Origin of the sequence: Natronomonas halophila (assembly GCF_013391085.1) — an archaeon.
Taxonomy (GTDB): Archaea; Halobacteriota; Halobacteria; order Halobacteriales; family Haloarculaceae; genus Natronomonas; species Natronomonas halophila.
Genome location: NZ_CP058334.1, coordinates 985,923 through 1,004,226 on the forward strand (window position 1 = coordinate 985,923; position 18,304 = coordinate 1,004,226).

The window sequence follows — 18,304 nt, forward strand, 5'->3', positions numbered from 1 at the left end:
ATGAACCGCCGCCTGCTCGCCGCCGTCGCGCTCGTAGCAATGCTCGCGCTCGCGGGCTGTTCGACGATTCTCGGCCCCGACGTCGAGGACCCCGAGGCGCTCTCCGAGGAGGCCGACTACACCTTCGATACCGACCGGGACGCCTACATCGAAATCAACCGCAACAACTACACCGCGGTCTACAACGTCTCGGCGAAGACGACCGGCGACAACGGCACTATCGAACTCTACCGGACCGACGCTTTCGCCATCGAGCGGCCGCTGGAACTCCACGCCCTCCAGTTCCGCTATCCGAACGGCACCGTCGTCAAATACGTCGACGGCAACCAGACGCGCGTCTACCCCAACGGCACCACCGAGCAGACCGACGAACTGGCCGTCGATTCCACGCGGCAGCGCGCCATCGTCCACCTGCCTCACGACGAGGGGAAACTCGCCTTCACGACGCCGAAGAACGGCAAGCAGGTCGCACTCGAAACGCCGGTCGAAGGCAGCTACGAGGTCGCGCTACCGCCGAACACCGACGCCTCGATTCCGCTGCTCTCGCAGGTCCGACCCGGCAGTGATGACCGACAGGAAATCGGCGACCGCGTCCATTTCGTCTGGGAGGACCTCGACAGTTCGGTCCTCATCCTGCGGTGGTATCTGGACCGTGACATCTGGCTGTTCGGCGGCCTCACCGCCATCGCGACGGCGGTCGGCATCGTCGGCGCCGTCTATTATTACCTCCAGATTCAGCGGGCCAAGGACCGCCGCGAGGAGGAGGGCATCGGCATCGACTACGACGACGATGACCGCGACGGCCCGCCGCCCGGGATGAGATAATCACCGCGGTCCCCCACTGACACCGGAGTCGGAGCCGTTTACCCGCTGGCACTACAACCGCGAGTATGAACGTCGCGCTGGTATCCGTCGGCGACGAGTTGCTCTCGGGGGATACCGTCAACACGAACGCCGCGTGGCTGGGCGAGTGCCTGACCGAACGCGGCGCGGACGTCGAGCGGGCGACGACCGTCCCCGACCGCGAGGCCGACATCGCCCGCGTCGTCAACGAGTACGCCGCCGAATACGACGCCGTCATCACGACCGGCGGCCTCGGCCCGACCCACGACGACCGGACCATCGAGGGCGTCGCCGCCGCCGTCGGCCGCGAGGTCGAGACCAACGAGACGGCCCTCGAATGGCTTGCCACCGAAGGGGGCTACCAACACGAGGACCTCGCCGAGGGCACCGCCGAACTGCCGGTCGGCGCCCGCCCGCTACACAACACCGAGGGCGTCGCCCCCGGCTGTGTTATCGAGAACGTCTACGTCCTCCCGGGCGTTCCCGAGGAGATGAAGGCGATGTTCGAACGGGTCGAAGACGACTTCGAGGGCGAGACGCGACACGTCGCCTTCGTCGTCGTGGACGAACCCGAAAGCGCGCTTATCAGTCGCTTCGAGGAACTACAGGAACGCTTCGACGTGACCGTCGGCAGTTATCCCGGCGACCACGTCCGGGTGAAAATCCAGAGTCCCGACGAGGATGCAGTCGACGAGGCGGCCGCGTGGCTCCACGAGAACGCGGATGTACTGTAGAAGGCGCGAGCGGTTCTATCGGTAGAGATACCAGAGCCAGCCGACGGTGACGACGAGGCTGGCAATCAGTACGGCCCACCCCGACGCGTCGATGATGCCCGGAGCGTCCTGAAACGCCTGCAGTGGAAGGTTCATACGCGCCCCTTTTTCGGGCCGTCCCTTAATCGATTCGCTTCCCGCCGCCTCAGCGGGTCGCCGCCGGCAACCAATCGTTCACCCGTGTAACCACGCAGTTTTTGGCTCCGGCGGCCCGCCATCCGGTATGCGACGAATCGGGCTGGTCGTCAACCCAATCGCCGGCATGGGCGGCCGCGTCGGACTGAAAGGCACCGACAACAAGGTCGAGGAGGCCCGCCGCCGCGGCGCCGAACCCCGCGCGCCCTCCCGTGGCCAGCAGGCGCTCGAACACCTCCGCGAACAGCCCACTGAGGTCGAGATATACACCTACGGCGGCGTGATGGGCGAAGACGAGGCCGTCGCCGCCGGCTTCTCACCCACCGTCGTCGGCCATCCAGAGGGCGGCGACGAGAAGGACACCGCCTCCGCCGACACCAGCGAGGCGGTCCGGCGACTGGTCGAAGAGGACGTCGACCTCATCCTCTTCGTCGGCGGCGACGGCACCGCCGTCGACGTCGCCGAGACGCTGGACGAACTCGACGACGACACGCCCATCCTCGGCGTTCCCGGCGGTGTCAAGGTCTACTCGTCGGTTTTCGCCGTCACGCCCCGTGCAGCCGGCCGCATCGCCGCCACCTTCGACCGCACGGAGACCCGCGAGGTGAACGACATCGACGAGGACGCCTACCGCGGCGGCGACGTGACGACCGAACTCAAGGCCCTCGCCGAAGTCCCCGTGGGCGACGAAATCCAGTCCTCCAAACAGATCGGCGGCGGCACCATCGAGGCGCTGGCCGAGGCCGTCGCCGGCGACATCGGTGACGAAGGCGGCACCTACATCCTCGGGCCGGGGTCGACCGTCGACGCCGTCAAGACCGAACTCGGCTTCAACGGGTCGCCGCTCGGCGTCGACGTCTGGCGGGACCACGAGGTGCTGGCTCGCGACGCGGGCGAATCGGATATCCTCGCGAACCTCGGCGAGCGCAACGTCATCGTCGTCTCGCCCATCGGCGGGCAGGGGTTCATCTTCGGTCGCGGCAACGACCAGATTTCACCCGACGTGATTCGGCAATCGGAGGTCGAAGTCATCGCCTCCAAGCAGAAACTCGATGACATCGGTGTCCTCCGCGTCGACACCGGCGACCCCGAACTCGACGAGGAACTGCGCGGCTGGCAGCGGGTGCGGGTCGGAAAGTTCGAGCGGCGGCTTCTGAAAGTGGTTTAGCGCCGCCCCCTCACGTATCGGTCAGTTCGTCACCGAGTGACCCCGTGTACTTGTCCTGTTCCTCCTCCGGGAGGTACGCTTCCTCCCACTCGACGATCTCGGGGAATCCCGAGAACTCGTGGAGGCTACCGACCGGTTCGGCGGCGAAATCATCGTCGACGCTTCGCATCGCGTCGACCGGGTCCTCGGCGAACGCCGCGAGGTCCGCGTGGACGTTGGCTATCGTCGACAGCGTCGAGACGATCGGGAACAACACGAGGTCGAAGCCCCACTCGTCGAGCGACTCCAGCGGCACGTACGGCGAGGTTCCGATATCGCCGACGAAGTTGTAGAGGATCGGCCCATCCACTTCGCGGCCGATGCGCTGGAGTTCGTCCGTATCGGTCGGGCCTTCGACGAACGCGACATCGGCGCCGACATCAAGGAACGCGTTGGCCCGGTCGATAGCTTCATCGAGTGACCCGCCCCCGGTGCCCCGCGCGTCGGTCCGGGCGATGATGACGAAGTCTTCGGCCCGGTCGTCGCGAACGTCGGCGGCGGCGGCTATCTTCCCGACCGCTTCGTCCTTCAGGATGACCTGCCGGCCCTTCGTGTGGCCGCAGCGTTTCGGGAACGTCTGGTCCTCGATGTGGATGGCTGCGACGCCGGCCTTGACGTATTCGCGGACCGTCCGGATGACGTTCGTCGCGTTACCGTATCCGTTGTCGGCATCGGCGACGAGCGGCACGTCGACCCGCTCTTGAATATTTTCGGCATTGGCTATCATCTCCGGCATCGTGATGAATCCGGCGTCCGGATAGCCGACCTTCGAGATGGAGGTTCCGTACCCCGTCATATACATCGCATCGAAGCCGACGTGGTCCGCGATGGCCGCCGTCAGTGGGTCGTGAACGCCGGGACAGACCAGCAGTTCGTCCTGCTGGAGTCGCTCCCGGAGTTCCCCACCGTAGGTTTGCGTACCGTTAGACATGGTTCGACTCGCTGACCGAGTGTCGGTTGGCACCGTCGATACCGACGGGGACTGGTGATACCTTCGCCGATGGGGCCGGCGGTGTGTTCGCTGCTGAGTCCGATAGTCGTGTCATACTAAGTTTCGTGGTCTTGGTCGAGGTGGGCGATTACGTCGTCGGTCTCGACGACATCTCCGTACTTGGCGTCGATATCGAGGAGGTTCGCGCGATGGGGGCCCTCGGCGCGGTCGCCGACGGCATCGGCCGGGACGATAGTACGATAGCCGTGTTGCAGGCTATCGACGGCCGTCGCTCGGACACACCCGCTCGTCGTGACGCCGGCGATGACGAGCGTGTCGACGCGGTGGGTCGTCAACTCCGTTTCGAGGTCGGTCCCGAAGAACGCGCTCGCGTACTTCTTGAGGATGACCCGCTCGTCATCGACGGGCGCGATTCGGTCGTCGACCTCGACGGCCTCCGTCCCGAGGCGGAGTTCCCGTAGCGCCGGCACCTTCTCGATGAATCGGCCGGCGTCGCCGTACGATTCCTCGAAGGCGACCGTCGTGAAATAGCGGGGCAGGTCGTGCTCGCGGAAGGCCGACAGGAGGCGTTCGGTCTGCTCGAGGACGCCGCCGACCTCCGAGCCGAGTTCCGTTTTCGGGTCCGTAAAGGCGTTTATAAGGTCGATGACCACGAGTGCTGGTCGTTCGCCGAGTCCGACGCTCGCGCCGAACTCCTCGCCCTCGTAGTATTCGTCGATTTCGGTTGACCGGTCCATGTTGTTAGGTTTCGCTGAAAGTCGAAATGGTCGGGGGTCTCAGTCGTGCCGTCCCTCGAACTCGCGGCGTTCGGCCGCAATCTGCTCGGCGAGTTCGTCGTCGTCCGGCAGCGGGCCGTAATCGAAGTCCGCCAGTTCGTCGCGATTCTGACGAATCTCGTCGCGCCGCCGGTCGGTCGCGTCGGCGTCGACGGTGTCGTCATCGTCGAGGACGACACCGTATTCGTCGCGAGCGGCTTCGGCCGATATCAGCCCGCGGCGGACCTCCGTCGCGACGGTTTCGGTCTCGCGTTCGAGCGGGTCGCCGAGCCCGCCGCCGCCGGCGGTGCTGAAGACGAGTTTGTCGCCGGCCTGCACCGCGACGTTCTCGACCTTCGACGGGAGTTCCTCCACGGTTCCGTCGGTTCGGATGAGCTTCTTCTCGCTCGTCTGTGCGTGCGAGCCCCCGTCGACGCCCCACGGGTAGGTGTGGGCGCGGTCGTCCTGGAAGGTAATCGCGCCGTCTTCCTCGAAGGTGTAGACTTTCGTAATCCCGTGGCCGCCGCGGAAGGTGCCCGCCCCGCCGGTGTCCGCTCGGGTGCTGTACTCGTCGATAGTCAGCGGGTAGTACGCTTCCTGATACTCGGCGGGAACCGTCCGGAAGAGCGGCCACCACGAGTGGCCGTCGAGGCCGTCGCCGCCCGGTCGGGCTGGGATGCCGCCGTAGAGGATTTCGAGCATCTGGAAGTCGTTGCCCTCCGAGTCGGTGCCGGCGTAGACGAGGTTCGGTGACGTGCCGTAGCTGCCGGCCACCGAGAAGCCGTCGATGAGCTTCGAGAACGTCGCCTGCAGGACGTCGAACTGCCGAGCCATCATCGGGAGTCGGTTCCCGAGCGCGGCCGGATATTCGGGTTGGACGACCGTTCCCTCTGGTAGGGTCACCTCGAAGAGGTCGTAGTACCCGTCGTTGAACGTCAACAGCGGGTCGAACGCCATGATGAGGAAGACCCCTGTGAACATCTTGAACATCTTCTCGTTCAGGAGGAAGTTCACCGTCCCGGGTACCTGCTCGTCGGTCCCGGTCCAGTCCAGATGGACGGTATCGCCTTCCCGGTAGATTTCGAGGTGGAGTTTGATGGGGCCGTTGCCCATCCCGTCGTCGTCGACGTAATCCTCGAACGTGTAGCGTTCGCCCTCGGGGACGAACTCGTTGATGAGGTTTATCATCCCGTCCCGGGTGCGGTCGAGGATGGCGTCACAGCCCTCCAGATACGTCTCCTTGCCGAATCGGTCACAGAGTTCGTGGACGCGTGTCTCGGCGGCCTTCGTTCCGGCCGCCAGTGCCTTGATGTCGGCTTCGGCGTGGTCCGGCAGGCGCGTGTTGTGCGCGAACGTCTCGAGGAGTTCGCTGTCGAACTCCCCGCCCTTGTACAACTTGACCGGTGGGAGGCGAATCCCCTCCTCGAAGATGGTCGTCGCCTGCACCGGCATGCTCCCGGGAGTCTTCCCCCCGACGTCCATCAGGTTGCCCCACTGGCTGGAGAAGCCGACGAGGTCGCCCTCGTAGAAGATGGGCCGCAGCAGCAACATGTCCGGCGTGTGGGAGACGGCGCCGGCACACATGTACGGGTCGTTGGTGGCGATGACGTCGCCGTCCTCGAGGTCGTCCCAGTCGAACGGCGAGTTCTCGATTATCGTGTCGATGGCCGACCCGAACTGGCCCATGACCATTCGCCCGTGACGGTCGGCGATGAGCGGGAACTGGTCGGACTGTTCCCGGATGACCGGGCTGATGGCGGTCGTCTCGACGACACGGTCCATCTCGTCGCGGGTGTTGGCCAGCGTGCTCTCGATGATATCGAGCGTCGTCGCGTCGATATCGTGTTCGCCGACGAAATCCGGCGATTCAGCGCTCATCGGCCATCACCTCGCGTGATTTCGATGTTCGCATAGCGGTCGATGGTCGCGGTGTGGTCCGGCTGAACGACGACCGTCGAGTCGTCGTCGATGACGATGGCCGGCCCCGCAATCTCGTTGCCCGGTCGCAGCTCGGTTCGGTCGTAGATTGGCGTGTCATGGTAGCTGCCGTCGAAATACACCTCGTCGGTGTCCACCAACGCGTCGCTGGGGTCGGTACCTTCGAGGTCCGCCGCTTCGATCGTGACGCCTTGCATCGTCCCCTTGCCGATGACCCGAAGGTTGGCGATCTCCAGCGGCGCATCGAGGGAGAAGCCGAACCGGCGGTCGTGGCGACTCTCGAAGTCGCCCTTGATTTCGGCGAGGCCCGTCTCGCTTCGCAGGTTGTCGATGTCGATAGGGATGGACATCTGGATGTCCTGTCGGAAGTAGCGACACTCCGCGAAGTACTCGAAGGCGTGGTTTTCCTCGTCGACGCCTTCGGAGTTCAGCCAGTCGGTCGCTTCCTCGCGCAGGGTCCGGAGTTCGTCGTAGACATCGTCGCCGGTGACATCGTCGTCAGTCTGGAGGTAGGTTTCCGAGAACTCGTTTTGCACGTCGGAGGTGAGAAAGCCGAACGCCGACATGACGCCGGGGCCCGGCGGGATGACGAGCGGATACGAATCCATCACGTCCGCGAGCGCGTTGGCGTGCATCGGGCCCGCGCCGCCGAAGGCGACGAGACCGAAGTCGCGCGGGTCGTACCCTCGCTCGACGGATACCACACGGAGGGCACCGTGCATGTTCTCGTTGACGATATCGAGAATTGCCTGTGCGGCCTCCTCAATCGAACTGCCTCGCTCCTCGGCGATACCGGCGATGGCCTCGCGGGCCGCCTCATGGTCGAGGTCCATCTTCCCGCCCAGTTGAACACCCGATGGGATGCGACCGAGGACGACGTTCGCATCGGTAACCGTCGGCTCCTCGCCACCCTGTCCGTAGCAGGCTGGACCGGGGTCGGCACCGCTGCTTTCCGGGCCAACCTGCAGCGATCCGCTCAACTGGACGCGAGCGACCGAACCGCCGCCCGCACCTACCGTGTTCACGTCGACCGACCGGGACTTGAACTCCCGATACCCGACCTTTGTTTGGCGCGTCGTCTCGGGCGTCCCGTCTTCGACCAGCGAGACGTCCGTCGACGTACCGCCCATGTCCAGCGTGAGTACATCGGGAACGCCCTTTTTCGCGGCGATAGCTGCGGCACCGACGACGCCGCCACTCGGGCCGGAGAGCGCGAGTTCGACCGGCTGACTCTTGGCGGCCTCCGAACTCATCAGTCCGCCGTCGGACCGAACGACGTTCATTTTGGCCGTCGACCCGGCCTCGTCCAGCGACGCGTCGAGGTCGTCGAGATACTGAATGACCTTCGGGCGGGCGTAGTCGTTGATAACCGTCGTGAGCGTCCGTTCGTACTCGCCGTACTCCGGGACGATTTCCGAGGATATCGAAACGGGCAATTCAGAGGTTTCCTCTTCGACGATCTCCCGGACCCGTTCTTCATGTTCCGGATTGAGATACGAGTTGAGCAGGGCGACGGTCAACGACTCGACGCCTGCGTCCTCCAGTTCCCGAACGGCCTCGCGGACCTCCGTCTCGTCGAGCGGTTCCGTCTCCTCGCCATCCGGCGAATTAATCGTCCCCGAGATACCTCTCGTGTCGACGAGGTCCGCGAGCGGGTCGGGCTTCTCCATGTCCATCCAGCCGTACAGCGGGCCGGGTGTCCAGGCACGCGCCAGATGCAGGACGTCCTCGTGGCCTTCGGTTGTGATAAGTCCGACTCGAGAGCCGGTCTCCTCGAGCAGCATGTTCGTTACGACCGTCGTCCCGTGAAAGAGGTGGTCCAGTTCCCCGACCGACGTACCGGCTTTCGTAGTCGCCTCCTCGATACCCTGTAAGACGCCTTCAGAGGGGTTTTCCGGCGTTGATAGTACTTTGTCTATCGTGAGTTCATGCGTGGATTCGTCGAAGACGATGACGTCCGTAAAGGTGCCACCGACGTCCACGCCGAGGTTGTGTGTCATTTGGTATCGTACACTTGGGATACAGTCGTTCGGAGGGTAAGAATTCTCCCAACAGCTGTTGGGTCTTTTTATACTATATCCGAGTCATCGCTCGCTAATGCTCGGCCGGGAGGATGATGAAACGTTCGAAATATGGCATAATGCACGACCATTTATCGTCGTCGGGCGCGGATACTCCGGGAACCCCGAGATGTTCACCGCGACGATTCACTTCACGCAACACCGGGAATGCATCCTCCAGCGACTTACGGCGGATACCGACACGCCGCTGCCGATCGAGATCGAAGAGGTCAGAGACGGGTCGGTGACGTTCGTCATCCGGGCGGGCGACCACGCCGAGCGGTTCCACCGGGAACTCGACGCCGCCGAGCAGGTCGAACACGTCGACAGGCTCGATTCCGACAACCTCCTCGTGACGAAGCCGTCGTGTGGCGCGTATTCAGCGATTTACCGGAACCACGGGACGCTACGGCGTTCGAACACGGTCCACGGCCAACAGCGGGAATACAACGTGTTGGTGTTTCGTCGGGACGACCTCAAGGACATCATCGACGACCTCGAAGCGTTCGGAACCGTCACGCTCGGGAAACTCGAACAGTTCAGCGCCACCTCCGAATCCCCGCTGACCGAACGCCAGCAGGAAGTCGCCGGGGAGGCACTCGCCCGTGGCTACTACGAGTGGCCTCGGAAGATCAACAACGAAGAACTCGCTGAGGCGCTCGAGATCAGTCGAGCAACGTTGCACGAACACCTCCGAAAGGCCGAACGAAAACTCCTGTCGGCGGCGCTCGACGACGAAGCAAACCGTACGGATGGCCTCCGGGCCGAACACGGACCGCCCGCGAAACCGAACAGATGGTAGTTACAGTCCCAGTTCCCGCCCTAACACGAGATGCTGAATCTCGCTGGTCCCCTCGCCGATTTCCATGAGTTTCGCGTCCCGGTAGAAGCGTTGCGGTGCGAAATCAGTCGTGTAGCCGTAGCCGCCGAGCACCTGCACGGCGTCCTCGGCGACTTCCCGTGAAATCTCGGAGGCGTCGAGTTTGGCCAGCGAGGAGATGCGGGTCACGTCCTCGCCGTTGTCGTATTTGACCGCAGCCTTGTGGGTAAGCAACCGCGCGCGCTCGATTTTCCGGTCCATCGAGACGATCATGTCGCGGACCGCGTCGAACTTGGAGATTGGCTGGTCGAACTGCTCACGCTCGGTGGCGTACTCACGGGCAGCCTCGAAGGCGCCCTGACCGAGGCCCGTCGAGAGCGCGGCAATCGAGATGCGGCCGCCGTCCAGCGTCTTCTTGGTCTGGTCCCAGCCGTCGCCTTCCTCGCCGAGCAGGCGGTCCTCGGGGACCCGGACGTCATCGAGTTGGATTTCGCAGGTCGGCGAGGCGTTGAGGCCCATCTTGTCCCAGACGGTGGTGACCTCGAAGCCATCGTCCTCATCGGGGTCGACGATGAACGTCGAGATGCCGTCGTAGCCGGCGTCGGGGTCGGTGACTGCCTTCACGAGGACCGAGCCAGCGACGTTGGCGTTGGTGATGAACTGCTTGGTGCCGTTGAGGACGTACTCGTCGCCGTCTTTCTCGGCCATCGTGTCCATATCGGAGGCGTCCGACCCGGATTCGGGTTCGGTCAGCGCCCACGAACCGAGGTATTCGCCCTCGGCGAGCGGCTTGGCCCAGCGTTCCTTCTGTTCCTCGGTGCCGAACTTGATAATCGGCATCGTCGCCAGCGAGGTGTGGGCGACATACGAGAGGCCGACCGACCCCGAGACGCGGCCGAGTTCCTCGGCGACGAGCGCGTACATGAGGTAGTCGCCGCCGGCGCCGCCGTACTCCTCGGGGACGGGCACGCCCATCAAATCGAGGTCGGCCAATTCCTCGAAGATTTCCTCGGGGAACCGGTGTTCGTCCTCGATGTCCTGAGCGATGGGTTCGATTTCCGTCTCACAGAAATCCCGGACGACCTCACGGGTCATCTCGTGTTCGTCGGGGAGCGTGAAGTCCATGCGGGACACCTTCGACGGCGACAAAATAAACGTGCCGGCACGACTTACCACGCGTTTATAATTTCTTCACGCAGTTTAAGTCCCGAGGCGGCCTACCGAAAACGAATGGCGTTCCGACGCGTCCTCCGAGCGAGCGTGCCCCAGTCCCGACTCCGGGCGGTGGGCGAGGAGGTCGCGAAACGCTACGGCGAACCGCTGGACTCCATCGAATCGCTGGAAGCCGACAACTGGCTGTCGGTGCCGTGTGTCGTCAACGAACGCTGGTTCGTGAAGGTCATCGCCGACCAGCACACGCTGGTTCACGGCCTGCTGACGACGGGCCGCAACCTCGGCGCCTTCTCCTCCGGAACCGAGGGCTTTTTCGAACACTTCTCGACGCCCGTCGAGATGGCCGAACACGAACTCGAATCGACCCGCCGAATGCGCGAGTTGGGCGTCAACGCCCCCGAACCGCTCGAAGCCTTCGAACACGACGGCCTCGGCGTGCTCGTCCTCGAATACCTGCCCTCCTTCCGTACGCTCGATGCGGTGTCCTCCGAGGAACTCTCCGACCTCGTCGACGGCCTCTTCGGGAACCTCTCGCGGATGCACGAGGCCGGCATCGCCCACGGCGATTTGCGGGCTGAAAACGTCCTCGTCGCGCCGAAAGACGGCGACCCGACCCTCTATTTCATCGACGCGACGCGGGTCAACGACGACGCCATCGAGGACGCGCGGGCCTACGACCTCGCGTGTGCGCTGGCCTCGCTGGCACCGCTTTTGGGGCCGGCCGACGCCGTGTCGGCGGCCGCCGACCACTACTCGGCCGAGGACCTGCTGTCGGCGCGGGAGTTCCTCGATTTCGTCAATCTCCGGCCGGACCACGATTTCGACGCGGCGCAGGTCAAAGGCGAAATCGAGAAATTCGCCGCGTAACCGGGGCCGATACGAAGGCATTTCCGGGAGGCCGAACCACATTCGACTATGCCGCCGATTCACGAGAGCCAGCGAGTGGCCGTACTCGCAGACTCGCAGAACCTCTATCACACCGCCCACACCCTCTATTCGCAGAACCTGGATTACACCGCGCTGCTCGATGACGCCGTCGCCGACCGCGAACTCGTGCGTGCCATCGCCTACGTCATTCGCGCGGATTCGCCCTCGGAGGAGGACTTCTTCGAAGCCCTCCGCGATATCGGCTTCGAGACGAAAATCAAGGACATCAAGACCTTCGCCGACGGCAGCCAGAAGGCCAACTGGGACCTCGGAATGACGCTGGACGCCGTGACGCTGGCGCCCAAAATCGACACGTTCGTCCTCTTCAGCGGCGACGGCGATTTCGCCCGCCTCTGTACCCACCTCCGACACGAGGGCGTCCGCACCGAGGTGATGGGCTTCCGCTCTTCGACCGCCGAGGAGCTAATCGAGGCCGCCGACTCCTTCGTCGATTTGAGCGAAAACGAGGACCGCTACCTGCTGTAAGCAGGGCCAGTCACGTCGTAAGGACGGCAAGTGGGGCAACGAGTGGACTCACTCCTCGCGCCGTTCGATGGACTGAACCGGCGTGTGCTCGGGGAGGTCGACCACGAGTTCGGTAAACGCCGCGGCCGTCTCGATGTCACCGGCGTCGCTGTGGGCGGCCGCCACCTCGGAGACGACCTGCTCGATGGCCGCCTCCCACTCGCCGTCGTAGTTGACCGACAAATCAGCCGATATCGTGCCGTGGGAACCGTTCGCGTCTCGAAACGCGAGGAACACGTACACCCCGTTCTCAATCCGTCCTGATTATAGCAACGGATTAGCTATCGCCGTTCGACGACGGCGACTCTCGACTGGTCGCCTCGATAGCCTCGCTCAGCACGTCGACGCCGATTTCCAGTGAGTCCTCGTCGACGTCGAAGGTCTCGGTGTGATGGCCACCGGGGTGGTCCGTCCCGATGCCGACGTAGGTCGCGAGACCGCCGTTGTCCTGAACGTACTGCATGAGGAAAGTGGCGTCCTCGCTGCCGCCCAACTCGCCGCGGCGGGTCGGTTGGCGGACGTCCGGATGGGACTCGGAGATGCCGTGGACGATATCGACCAGTTCCTCGTCGCTTTCCGCGGAGGGGGCCTCGCCTTCGATTTTGATGTCGCATTCACAGTCGTGGGACAGCGCCGCGCCCTCGAAGACCTTCTCCGCGCGGTCGAAGGTGTAATCGCGGATTTCGGTCGTCTCGCCGCGGACTTCGCCGTGGACGAACGCCTCCTCGGGGATGATGTTCGTTGCCGTGCCGCCGCCGACCCGGCCGGCGTTGACGCGGGAGGCGCCGTCGCTGTGTCGCGGGATACCGTAGAGGTTCTGGACGGCGGTTGCCATCGCCTGCACGGCGTTGCGACCCTCCTCCGGGCGTGCGCCCGCATGGCCCGGCGCGCCGGTGAAGGTGGTGTAGAACTGCGTTACCGCGAGGATGCCGCCGACGCCGGCGACGACTTCGCCGGTCGGGAAGTCGAGGCCGACGTGAATCGCATAGAGGTAGTCCACGTCGTCGAGGTGGCCGGATTCGGCCATCGGCTTGCCGCCGCCGATGACCTCCTCGGCCGGCTGGAAGAAGACTTTCAGCGTCCCCGCAAAGTCGCTGTCCTTGATTGCCTCGATGACGCCGAGACCGATGGTCGCGTGGGCGTCGTGGCCGCAGGCGTGCATCGCGCCCGTCTCCGAGCGGAAGCCCTCGCGGGCGGGGTCGTGGGATTCCTCGGTTGATTCCTCCCGCGGGAGGCCGTCGATATCGACCCGGAGGCCGACCGTCGGGCCCTCGCCCTGTTCGATGACGGCGACGGCGCCGGTCCAGCCGCCGTCCATCTTCTCGACCAGTTCGGGGTCGGCGCCCGCCTCGCGAGCGCGGTCCATCCACGGGCCGAGTTCCTCGTCGTCGGGCACCGAGAGCCGCTGGTCGGCCAGCGCGTCCCGACCGACGTAGAGGTCGTCGACGCCGATGGATTCCAGTTCCTCGACGATGCGTGCGGTCGTCCAGAACTCCTTCCAGGCGGGTTCGGGATGGCGATGTAACTCCCGACGCAGTTCGACCAGTCGGTCACGTCGCGTGCTCATACGTTGGCCGAAGCACGCCCCGAATATATACTGTCGGTGCTCGGCCGACGACGACACGCTCTTTGAGGCGCGGCGGCTACGCGCCGTATGGACGTTTCACGACGGCGCCTGCTCGCCGGTCTCGGGGGCGCGTCCGCCGTCGCGCTTGCGGGATGTACCGGCGGGTCGCCGGGGCGAACCTCGACGGCCGTCTTCGTCACGAACGAACGCGACGAGGAGACGCGGGTAACGCTGCGGATATACCGGCTCCCGCCGGGCGCGGCCAGTACTGAAACGGCCAGCACCGAAACGGACGGTACTGAAACCGCCGGTACGGAGACCACCACGCAAACGGCCAGTCCGGGCCCCGACGACCTCGAACAGGTGTATTTCGAGCGGGCGACACTCGCGCCCGACGGCGGGTTCGCCGTCGCCGGTGAGAACGTGCCGAACGCGGACCTGCGGCTTCGGGTCGTGACGACGAACGGTCCCGAAGGAAGTTACGACTGGGACCGTATCGACGAACTCTCGTCGATAGATATCCGAATCGAGGCGTCGGGCGTGCAGTTCGTGGAACTGGACTAGCGACTGCCGGGCGCGGAGACGCGCTCGACGTCGACGTCGAGGTGGATGCCGGCCGGGAACTCCTGTCCGGCGACGTTGCGGGCGAACTCGTCGTGGCCGACGATTTCCATCGTTCGCGTGTAGATCGTGTAGTTCCACGACCGGAATCGGGGGCCGCTGGCCGAGAGCCGCTTGGACTGTGGTATCGACGCGTCGTGCGGCGATTCGGCGTGCGGACCTCGCAGTTCGACGCCCTTCCGTTCGGCGCGCTCCTTTATCGACCCGACGATGCGTTCCAGAACGTTGCGGTCCCCGCTCTGGAGCGTCAGGGTTGTGACGAAGGGCATACACCCTACTGGATGCTCGATGCTCAAAAGCGCACCTATCCGGCCGAAGGTGTGCGTCCGTGGGGCAAACGGCCGAACGACCGTCCGATATTCCTTTAAGCGGTGCCCGTTTACCCGAAAGTAATGCAAGAGGCCACGAGCGCGGGAGCCATCCTCTTTCGCGATACGCGTGGCCGGCGTGAGTACCTGCTGCTCAAGTCCCGTCCCGGTGATTGGGAGTTTCCCAAAGGCGGCGTCGAGGGCGAGGAGGAACTACAGCAGACCGCCATCCGCGAAGTGAAAGAGGAGGCCGGAATCGAGGATTTCCGGCTGTTAGACGGCTTCCGAGAGGACTACGACTACGTGTTCGAAGCGAACGGTACGACCATCCACAAGACCGTCCACCTGTTCATCGCCAAATCCTACGAGGCGTCGGCGGAGCTCTCCGAGGAGCACCGCGACATGCAGTGGCGCGACTACGAGCAGGCCATCAACACCATCACGCAGGACGGCCCCCGTGAGATTCTGGAGGACGCCCACGAGTTCCTCGACGAGAAACTCGAGAGCGATGACGAAGACGAGGACGACGAGGAGTAACCCCCTCGCATCGCCGGTCGGCGTCCGATAGCGACGGCGAACGCCACCGCCGACGGACCGCGAACCGCGAACGCTTTTCGGTTCGGCGGTCGACGCCCCGACAATGAGTCGCATCGACCGGACGGCGTTCGTCGCCCTCTTTTCGGCCGGCCTCCTCGGCGTCCTCGCGCTGCTGCCCTACCTCTTTGCCCTCGTCCCGCCGACCGAGGGCGTGTCGTTGACAGTCATCGCCGCCGCGGCGGTCGTCCAGTTGGGCGCAATCGTCGCCGTTTCCTGCCTCGTCGGCCTCTATCTCGGTCCGAAAGTCGGCCTCGGCGCACCGCTGCTCCGGGCACGACTGAACGGACACCCGGTCGCCGACGAACTCCGCGGGACGGTCCGAGTTGCCGTGCCGCTCGGCGTCGCGGCGGCCGTCGTCATCGTCGTCCTCGATGTCGCCTTCGGGGCTGCCGGCGTCTCGATACCCGCCGGTTCCGTCGAGCAGCCCGAACTCTGGAAGCGCGCGCTCGCGTCACTGTACGGGGGAATCACGGAGGAACTGCTCGTTCGGTTCGGCCTCATGACGCTGCTTGTGTGGCTATCGACGTTCGTCGTCGGCGAGGACGGCCCCGCGGACGGCGCCGTCTGGGCCGCCATCGTCGTCACCGCCCTCGCGTTCGGCGCCGGCCATCTCGGCACGCTCGCGTCGATTACCGACCCGACGCCGCTGCTCGTGGTTCGCACTGTCCTTTTGAACGCCGTCGGGGGCATCGTCTTCGGGTGGCTCTACTGGCGTCGGGGCATCGAGGCCGCGATGGCCGCCCACCTCACGGCGGACCTGACGCTGCACGTCGTCGCGGCGGAACTGCTGGCGGTCGCCGTCGGTGGCTGAATGGTTTAAAACAGTTACTGGAAGCCCCGAATCGATTGGGCCTGCGTGCTCTCCTCGCCGGCTTCGTGGAGTCGCTGAGCCAACTCCTCGCGGGCCTCCTGAATCTCGTCGGCGCGTTCCAGCAGTGCGTCCGTCTCCACGTCGATATCCGCAATCGGCCCGATACCGTGTTCGAGGAGGACCCGTGCGGCCTCGGGGTCCGGGAACTGGGCCTCCGTCTGGACGATGAGGCCGACGGAGTCGAGGCCGGTCTGGCCGGCATGATAGAGCAGCGCCCCCGTCGGACCGGTGACGATGCCGCCCTGTCGAGGCGGGACGATACCCTGGTCTTCGATGTATTCGTGGCCGTCGCCGGTGGCGACGCCGTACATATCGGGGATGTCCTTTTTCTCCTCCGGGAGGCCGCTGAGATACAGGGGGAGAACGTCGTTTTCGTCGAGCCAGTCGGTGATACAGGTCGCGAACCCGCTGGCCTGCGTCGGGGAGACTGGCACGTCGCTCTGGAGGACTAGCAGGTCGTTGTCGCCGTCCGCATAGAGCCGAACTGGCGGGCGGATATCGGACTGTTCGCCCTCGTAGATGGCGACTTCGGGAAGCCCCTCACACCGGACCGCGCCGTAGTAGTCCATGTCGAACTCCTCGACGAGGTGGTCGGCTGCAATCTTCCCGACGAGGCCGGCACCCGGCAGTCCTTCGACCAGCACGGGCGAATCGAGGTCGATAGCCTCGGCGTGAACCTGAACGTGTGCCATACGCGTACGGTGGCGTGGACGGCCCTTAACTGTGGCCGCCGAACGGATGGATTCAACGGATGCGGTAGCGGCCCGACCGCTGCCGGTCACGGACCGACACCGACAAACCCGCGGCAATCGGAGCGTGTGTATGGACCCGCTCGAGAGATACGACTCGCTCGTGGACGACCCCGAGGCGTTCCACGAGGCCTGCGCCCGGTCGCTGCCCTCGGTCGTCCGGGTCAACGACATCAAGGCGACCCCGGACCGCGTCCGCCGTGCCTTCGACGAAGCGGGCGTCGACTACGAGCGCGTCGACTGGCACGACGGCCTCTTCCGGTTGGCCGACGACGTCTCCCCCGGCAACACCTGGCCCTACGTCCACGGCTGGGTGCACGGCCAAGAGGAGGTCTCGGCTATCCCACCGCTGGCGCTGTCCCCCGAGGCCGGCGACCGCGTGCTCGACTGCTGTGCCGCGCCGGGCAGCAAGACGACACAACTGGCCTCGTTGATGGACGACCACGGAACGCTGGTCGGCAACGACAACAACCTCGGCCGGCTGTCGGCCCTTCGCTCCAATGCCGAGCGCTGCGGCGTGACGAACGTCGTCGTCACCCGACAGGACGCCCGGAACTTCTCGCTGAAACCCTTCGGTGGCGAACCGTTCGACGGCGTCCTCGTCGACGTGCCCTGCTCGTGTGAGGGGACGATTCGGAAGAACCCCGACGCCCTCAAGAACTGGTCGCTGGGCCACATCGAGAGCATCGCGGAGGTTCAGCGGGCAATCCTCGACCGCTCTATCGAGATTACGCGCGAGGGCGGCACCGTCGTCTACTCGACGTGTACCTTCGCCCCCGAAGAAAACGAGGCCGTCCTGCAGGACGCCCTCGATACCGGCGACGTCCGACTCGTCGACTACGACCTCGGCCTCGAACACGCGCCCGGCATCACCGAGTGGGAAGGCGAGGAATTCGACGAGACGATGACCCGCGCCAAGCGCGTCTACCCGCACCACAACGACACGGGCGGGTTCTTCTGTGCGAAACTGGAGGTGACCGCATGAGCAACGACGGCCAGGTGTTCAATCGACTCCCCGCGACGGAGGCCGAACGCGAAACCGAGGGCCGCGCCACCCGTGAGGCAGTCATCGACTGGTGGGTCGACCGGTTCGGCCTCGACCCCGAGACTTTCGCCGGCCACACCTTCTGGGAGAAGGGCGCCGGGAAAATCTGGGCCTTCGCCGACGACATCGACTCGCCGGCCGAGGTGGAGGGTCTCGGCATGACCTTCCTCCGGACTCGGCAGGAACACTGGAAGCCGACGACCGACGCCGTCCAGCGGTTCGGTCGCGAGGCAACGAAGAACATTATCGTTCTCGACGACGACGAAGCCAAGGCCTTCCTGCAGGGCGAGGACCTCGACCCCGACTGGGCGGGCGACTGGGGGTATCTCATCGCCGCCCACGAAATCGCGGGCGAGGTCGAACCCATCGGCGTCGGCCTCTACGTCCACGACGAGTTCCGCTCCCAGATGCCGAAGGGCCGCCAGCGCGACGTCTGAC

The 18,304-nt window shown here is 65.0% G+C and carries 20 protein-coding genes; 11 read left to right on the top strand and 9 right to left on the bottom strand.

Annotated features, from left to right (window positions below):
• The 3 genes from HWV23_RS05465 to HWV23_RS05475 all read left to right on the top strand — a co-directional run bounded on the left by HWV23_RS05465 (position 1) and on the right by HWV23_RS05475 (position 2,919).
• The gene (locus HWV23_RS05465) at positions 1–825 is read left to right on the top strand and encodes a DUF5803 family protein (protein ID WP_178289414.1); all 825 of its coding nucleotides are present in this window, start codon (positions 1–3) and stop codon (positions 823–825) included.
• A gap of 65 nt (positions 826–890) precedes the next feature.
• Complete coding sequence (locus HWV23_RS05470) at positions 891–1,577, top strand: competence/damage-inducible protein A (RefSeq protein WP_178289415.1); 687 nt, start codon at positions 891–893, stop codon at positions 1,575–1,577.
• 262 nt (positions 1,578–1,839) lie between these two features.
• A complete protein-coding gene (locus HWV23_RS05475) occupies positions 1,840–2,919 on the top strand; it encodes an ATP-NAD kinase family protein (RefSeq protein WP_178289416.1) in 1,080 nt (359 codons plus the stop codon).
• A 10-nt stretch (positions 2,920–2,929) separates the two neighbouring features.
• On the opposite strand, the gene HWV23_RS05480 is transcribed toward HWV23_RS05475, so the two are convergent.
• From HWV23_RS05480 to HWV23_RS05495, 4 genes are all read right to left on the bottom strand, one after another.
• Positions 2,930–3,889 (bottom strand): isocitrate lyase/PEP mutase family protein, encoded by a 960-nt coding sequence (locus tag HWV23_RS05480; RefSeq protein WP_178289417.1) that lies wholly within the window; start codon positions 3,887–3,889, stop codon positions 2,930–2,932.
• Between the two features lie 116 nt (positions 3,890–4,005).
• Entirely contained in the window at positions 4,006–4,647 is a 642-nt protein-coding gene (locus HWV23_RS05485) for an isochorismatase family protein (protein WP_178289418.1), read from the bottom strand.
• 39 nt (positions 4,648–4,686) lie between these two features.
• Entirely contained in the window at positions 4,687–6,543 is a 1,857-nt protein-coding gene (locus HWV23_RS05490; RefSeq protein WP_178289419.1) for a hydantoinase B/oxoprolinase family protein, read from the bottom strand.
• Positions 6,540–8,603 carry a hydantoinase/oxoprolinase family protein gene (locus HWV23_RS05495; protein ID WP_178289420.1) on the bottom strand — a complete coding sequence of 688 codons (2,064 nt, stop codon included), beginning with the start codon at positions 8,601–8,603 and terminating at the stop codon, positions 6,540–6,542. Before HWV23_RS05495 ends, HWV23_RS05490 begins: the two co-directional genes overlap by 4 nt.
• A gap of 97 nt (positions 8,604–8,700) precedes the next feature.
• On the opposite strand from HWV23_RS05495, the gene HWV23_RS05500 reads away from it, so the two are divergent.
• Positions 8,701–9,465 carry a helix-turn-helix domain-containing protein gene (locus HWV23_RS05500; RefSeq protein WP_246282733.1) on the top strand — a complete coding sequence of 255 codons (765 nt, stop codon included), beginning with the start codon at positions 8,701–8,703 and terminating at the stop codon, positions 9,463–9,465.
• Here the strand turns inward: HWV23_RS05500 and HWV23_RS05505 are convergent, their stop codons facing one another.
• Positions 9,466–10,608, bottom strand: a complete 1,143-nt coding sequence (locus tag HWV23_RS05505) for an acyl-CoA dehydrogenase family protein (protein WP_178289421.1) — start codon at positions 10,606–10,608, stop codon at positions 9,466–9,468. It abuts the gene before it with no gap.
• A gap of 105 nt (positions 10,609–10,713) precedes the next feature.
• On the opposite strand from HWV23_RS05505, the gene HWV23_RS05510 reads away from it, so the two are divergent.
• Positions 10,714–11,523 (top strand): RIO1 family regulatory kinase/ATPase domain-containing protein, encoded by an 810-nt coding sequence (locus tag HWV23_RS05510; RefSeq protein ID WP_178289422.1) that lies wholly within the window; start codon positions 10,714–10,716, stop codon positions 11,521–11,523.
• A gap of 48 nt (positions 11,524–11,571) precedes the next feature.
• Positions 11,572–12,069: a LabA-like NYN domain-containing protein gene (locus HWV23_RS05515; protein WP_178289423.1), complete on the top strand. Its 498-nt coding sequence runs from the start codon at positions 11,572–11,574 to the stop codon at positions 12,067–12,069.
• Between the two features lie 48 nt (positions 12,070–12,117).
• On the opposite strand, the gene HWV23_RS05520 is transcribed toward HWV23_RS05515, so the two are convergent.
• Both HWV23_RS05520 and HWV23_RS05525 read right to left on the bottom strand, forming a co-directional pair.
• Entirely contained in the window at positions 12,118–12,351 is a 234-nt protein-coding gene (locus HWV23_RS05520) for a hypothetical protein (RefSeq protein WP_178289424.1), read from the bottom strand.
• A 34-nt stretch (positions 12,352–12,385) separates the two neighbouring features.
• Entirely contained in the window at positions 12,386–13,675 is a 1,290-nt protein-coding gene (locus HWV23_RS05525) for an amidohydrolase (protein WP_178289425.1), read from the bottom strand.
• 87 nt (positions 13,676–13,762) lie between these two features.
• Between HWV23_RS05525 and HWV23_RS05530 the strand changes: the two genes are divergently transcribed.
• Positions 13,763–14,239, top strand: coding sequence for a hypothetical protein (locus HWV23_RS05530; protein ID WP_178289426.1), 477 nt, complete (start codon positions 13,763–13,765; stop codon positions 14,237–14,239).
• Here HWV23_RS05530 and HWV23_RS05535 read toward each other — a convergent pair.
• Positions 14,236–14,565 (bottom strand): uS10/mL48 family ribosomal protein, encoded by a 330-nt coding sequence (locus HWV23_RS05535; protein ID WP_178289427.1) that lies wholly within the window; start codon positions 14,563–14,565, stop codon positions 14,236–14,238. The two genes, HWV23_RS05530 and HWV23_RS05535, sit on opposite strands and share 4 nt — an antisense overlap.
• Positions 14,566–14,688: 123 nt before the next feature.
• On the opposite strand from HWV23_RS05535, the gene HWV23_RS05540 reads away from it, so the two are divergent.
• Together HWV23_RS05540 and HWV23_RS05545 are read left to right on the top strand one after the other, a co-directional pair.
• A complete protein-coding gene (locus HWV23_RS05540) occupies positions 14,689–15,141 on the top strand; it encodes a bis(5'-nucleosyl)-tetraphosphatase (RefSeq protein WP_178289428.1) in 453 nt (150 codons plus the stop codon).
• Between the two features lie 103 nt (positions 15,142–15,244).
• On the top strand, positions 15,245–16,012 hold the full coding sequence (locus HWV23_RS05545; protein ID WP_178289429.1) for a CPBP family intramembrane glutamic endopeptidase: 768 nt from the start codon (positions 15,245–15,247) through the stop codon (positions 16,010–16,012).
• Between the two features lie 14 nt (positions 16,013–16,026).
• Here the strand turns inward: HWV23_RS05545 and HWV23_RS05550 are convergent, their stop codons facing one another.
• Entirely contained in the window at positions 16,027–16,764 is a 738-nt protein-coding gene (locus tag HWV23_RS05550) for a proteasome assembly chaperone family protein (RefSeq protein ID WP_178289430.1), read from the bottom strand.
• A gap of 130 nt (positions 16,765–16,894) precedes the next feature.
• On the opposite strand from HWV23_RS05550, the gene HWV23_RS05555 reads away from it, so the two are divergent.
• Both HWV23_RS05555 and HWV23_RS05560 read left to right on the top strand, forming a co-directional pair.
• Positions 16,895–17,806, top strand: a complete 912-nt coding sequence (locus tag HWV23_RS05555) for an RsmB/NOP family class I SAM-dependent RNA methyltransferase (protein ID WP_178289431.1) — start codon at positions 16,895–16,897, stop codon at positions 17,804–17,806.
• Entirely contained in the window at positions 17,803–18,303 is a 501-nt protein-coding gene (locus tag HWV23_RS05560; RefSeq protein WP_178289432.1) for a DUF7122 family protein, read from the top strand. The genes HWV23_RS05555 and HWV23_RS05560 overlap by 4 nt, the downstream gene beginning before the upstream one ends.
• Position 18,304: the final 1 nt, after the last annotated feature.

Excerpts from the sequence above, each read along its gene's own strand:
- HWV23_RS05465 (WP_178289414.1), top strand. The coding sequence starts at position 1 with ATGAACCGCCGCCTGCTCGCCGCCGTCGCGCTCGTAGCAATGCTCGCG.
- HWV23_RS05470 (WP_178289415.1), top strand. The coding sequence starts at position 891 with ATGAACGTCGCGCTGGTATCCGTCGGCGACGAGTTGCTCTCGGGGGAT.
- HWV23_RS05475 (WP_178289416.1), top strand. The coding sequence starts at position 1,840 with ATGCGACGAATCGGGCTGGTCGTCAACCCAATCGCCGGCATGGGCGGC.
- HWV23_RS05480 (WP_178289417.1), bottom strand. The coding sequence starts at position 3,889 with ATGTCTAACGGTACGCAAACCTACGGTGGGGAACTCCGGGAGCGACTC.
- HWV23_RS05485 (WP_178289418.1), bottom strand. The coding sequence starts at position 4,647 with ATGGACCGGTCAACCGAAATCGACGAATACTACGAGGGCGAGGAGTTC.
- HWV23_RS05490 (WP_178289419.1), bottom strand. The coding sequence starts at position 6,543 with ATGAGCGCTGAATCGCCGGATTTCGTCGGCGAACACGATATCGACGCG.
- HWV23_RS05495 (WP_178289420.1), bottom strand. The coding sequence starts at position 8,603 with ATGACACACAACCTCGGCGTGGACGTCGGTGGCACCTTTACGGACGTC.
- HWV23_RS05500 (WP_246282733.1), top strand. The coding sequence starts at position 8,701 with ATGCTCGGCCGGGAGGATGATGAAACGTTCGAAATATGGCATAATGCA.
- HWV23_RS05505 (WP_178289421.1), bottom strand. The coding sequence starts at position 10,608 with ATGGACTTCACGCTCCCCGACGAACACGAGATGACCCGTGAGGTCGTC.
- HWV23_RS05510 (WP_178289422.1), top strand. The coding sequence starts at position 10,714 with ATGGCGTTCCGACGCGTCCTCCGAGCGAGCGTGCCCCAGTCCCGACTC.
- HWV23_RS05515 (WP_178289423.1), top strand. The coding sequence starts at position 11,572 with ATGCCGCCGATTCACGAGAGCCAGCGAGTGGCCGTACTCGCAGACTCG.
- HWV23_RS05525 (WP_178289425.1), bottom strand. The coding sequence starts at position 13,675 with ATGAGCACGCGACGTGACCGACTGGTCGAACTGCGTCGGGAGTTACAT.
- HWV23_RS05530 (WP_178289426.1), top strand. The coding sequence starts at position 13,763 with ATGGACGTTTCACGACGGCGCCTGCTCGCCGGTCTCGGGGGCGCGTCC.
- HWV23_RS05535 (WP_178289427.1), bottom strand. The coding sequence starts at position 14,565 with ATGCCCTTCGTCACAACCCTGACGCTCCAGAGCGGGGACCGCAACGTT.
- HWV23_RS05540 (WP_178289428.1), top strand. The coding sequence starts at position 14,689 with ATGCAAGAGGCCACGAGCGCGGGAGCCATCCTCTTTCGCGATACGCGT.
- HWV23_RS05545 (WP_178289429.1), top strand. The coding sequence starts at position 15,245 with ATGAGTCGCATCGACCGGACGGCGTTCGTCGCCCTCTTTTCGGCCGGC.
- HWV23_RS05550 (WP_178289430.1), bottom strand. The coding sequence starts at position 16,764 with ATGGCACACGTTCAGGTTCACGCCGAGGCTATCGACCTCGATTCGCCC.
- HWV23_RS05555 (WP_178289431.1), top strand. The coding sequence starts at position 16,895 with ATGGACCCGCTCGAGAGATACGACTCGCTCGTGGACGACCCCGAGGCG.
- HWV23_RS05560 (WP_178289432.1), top strand. The coding sequence starts at position 17,803 with ATGAGCAACGACGGCCAGGTGTTCAATCGACTCCCCGCGACGGAGGCC.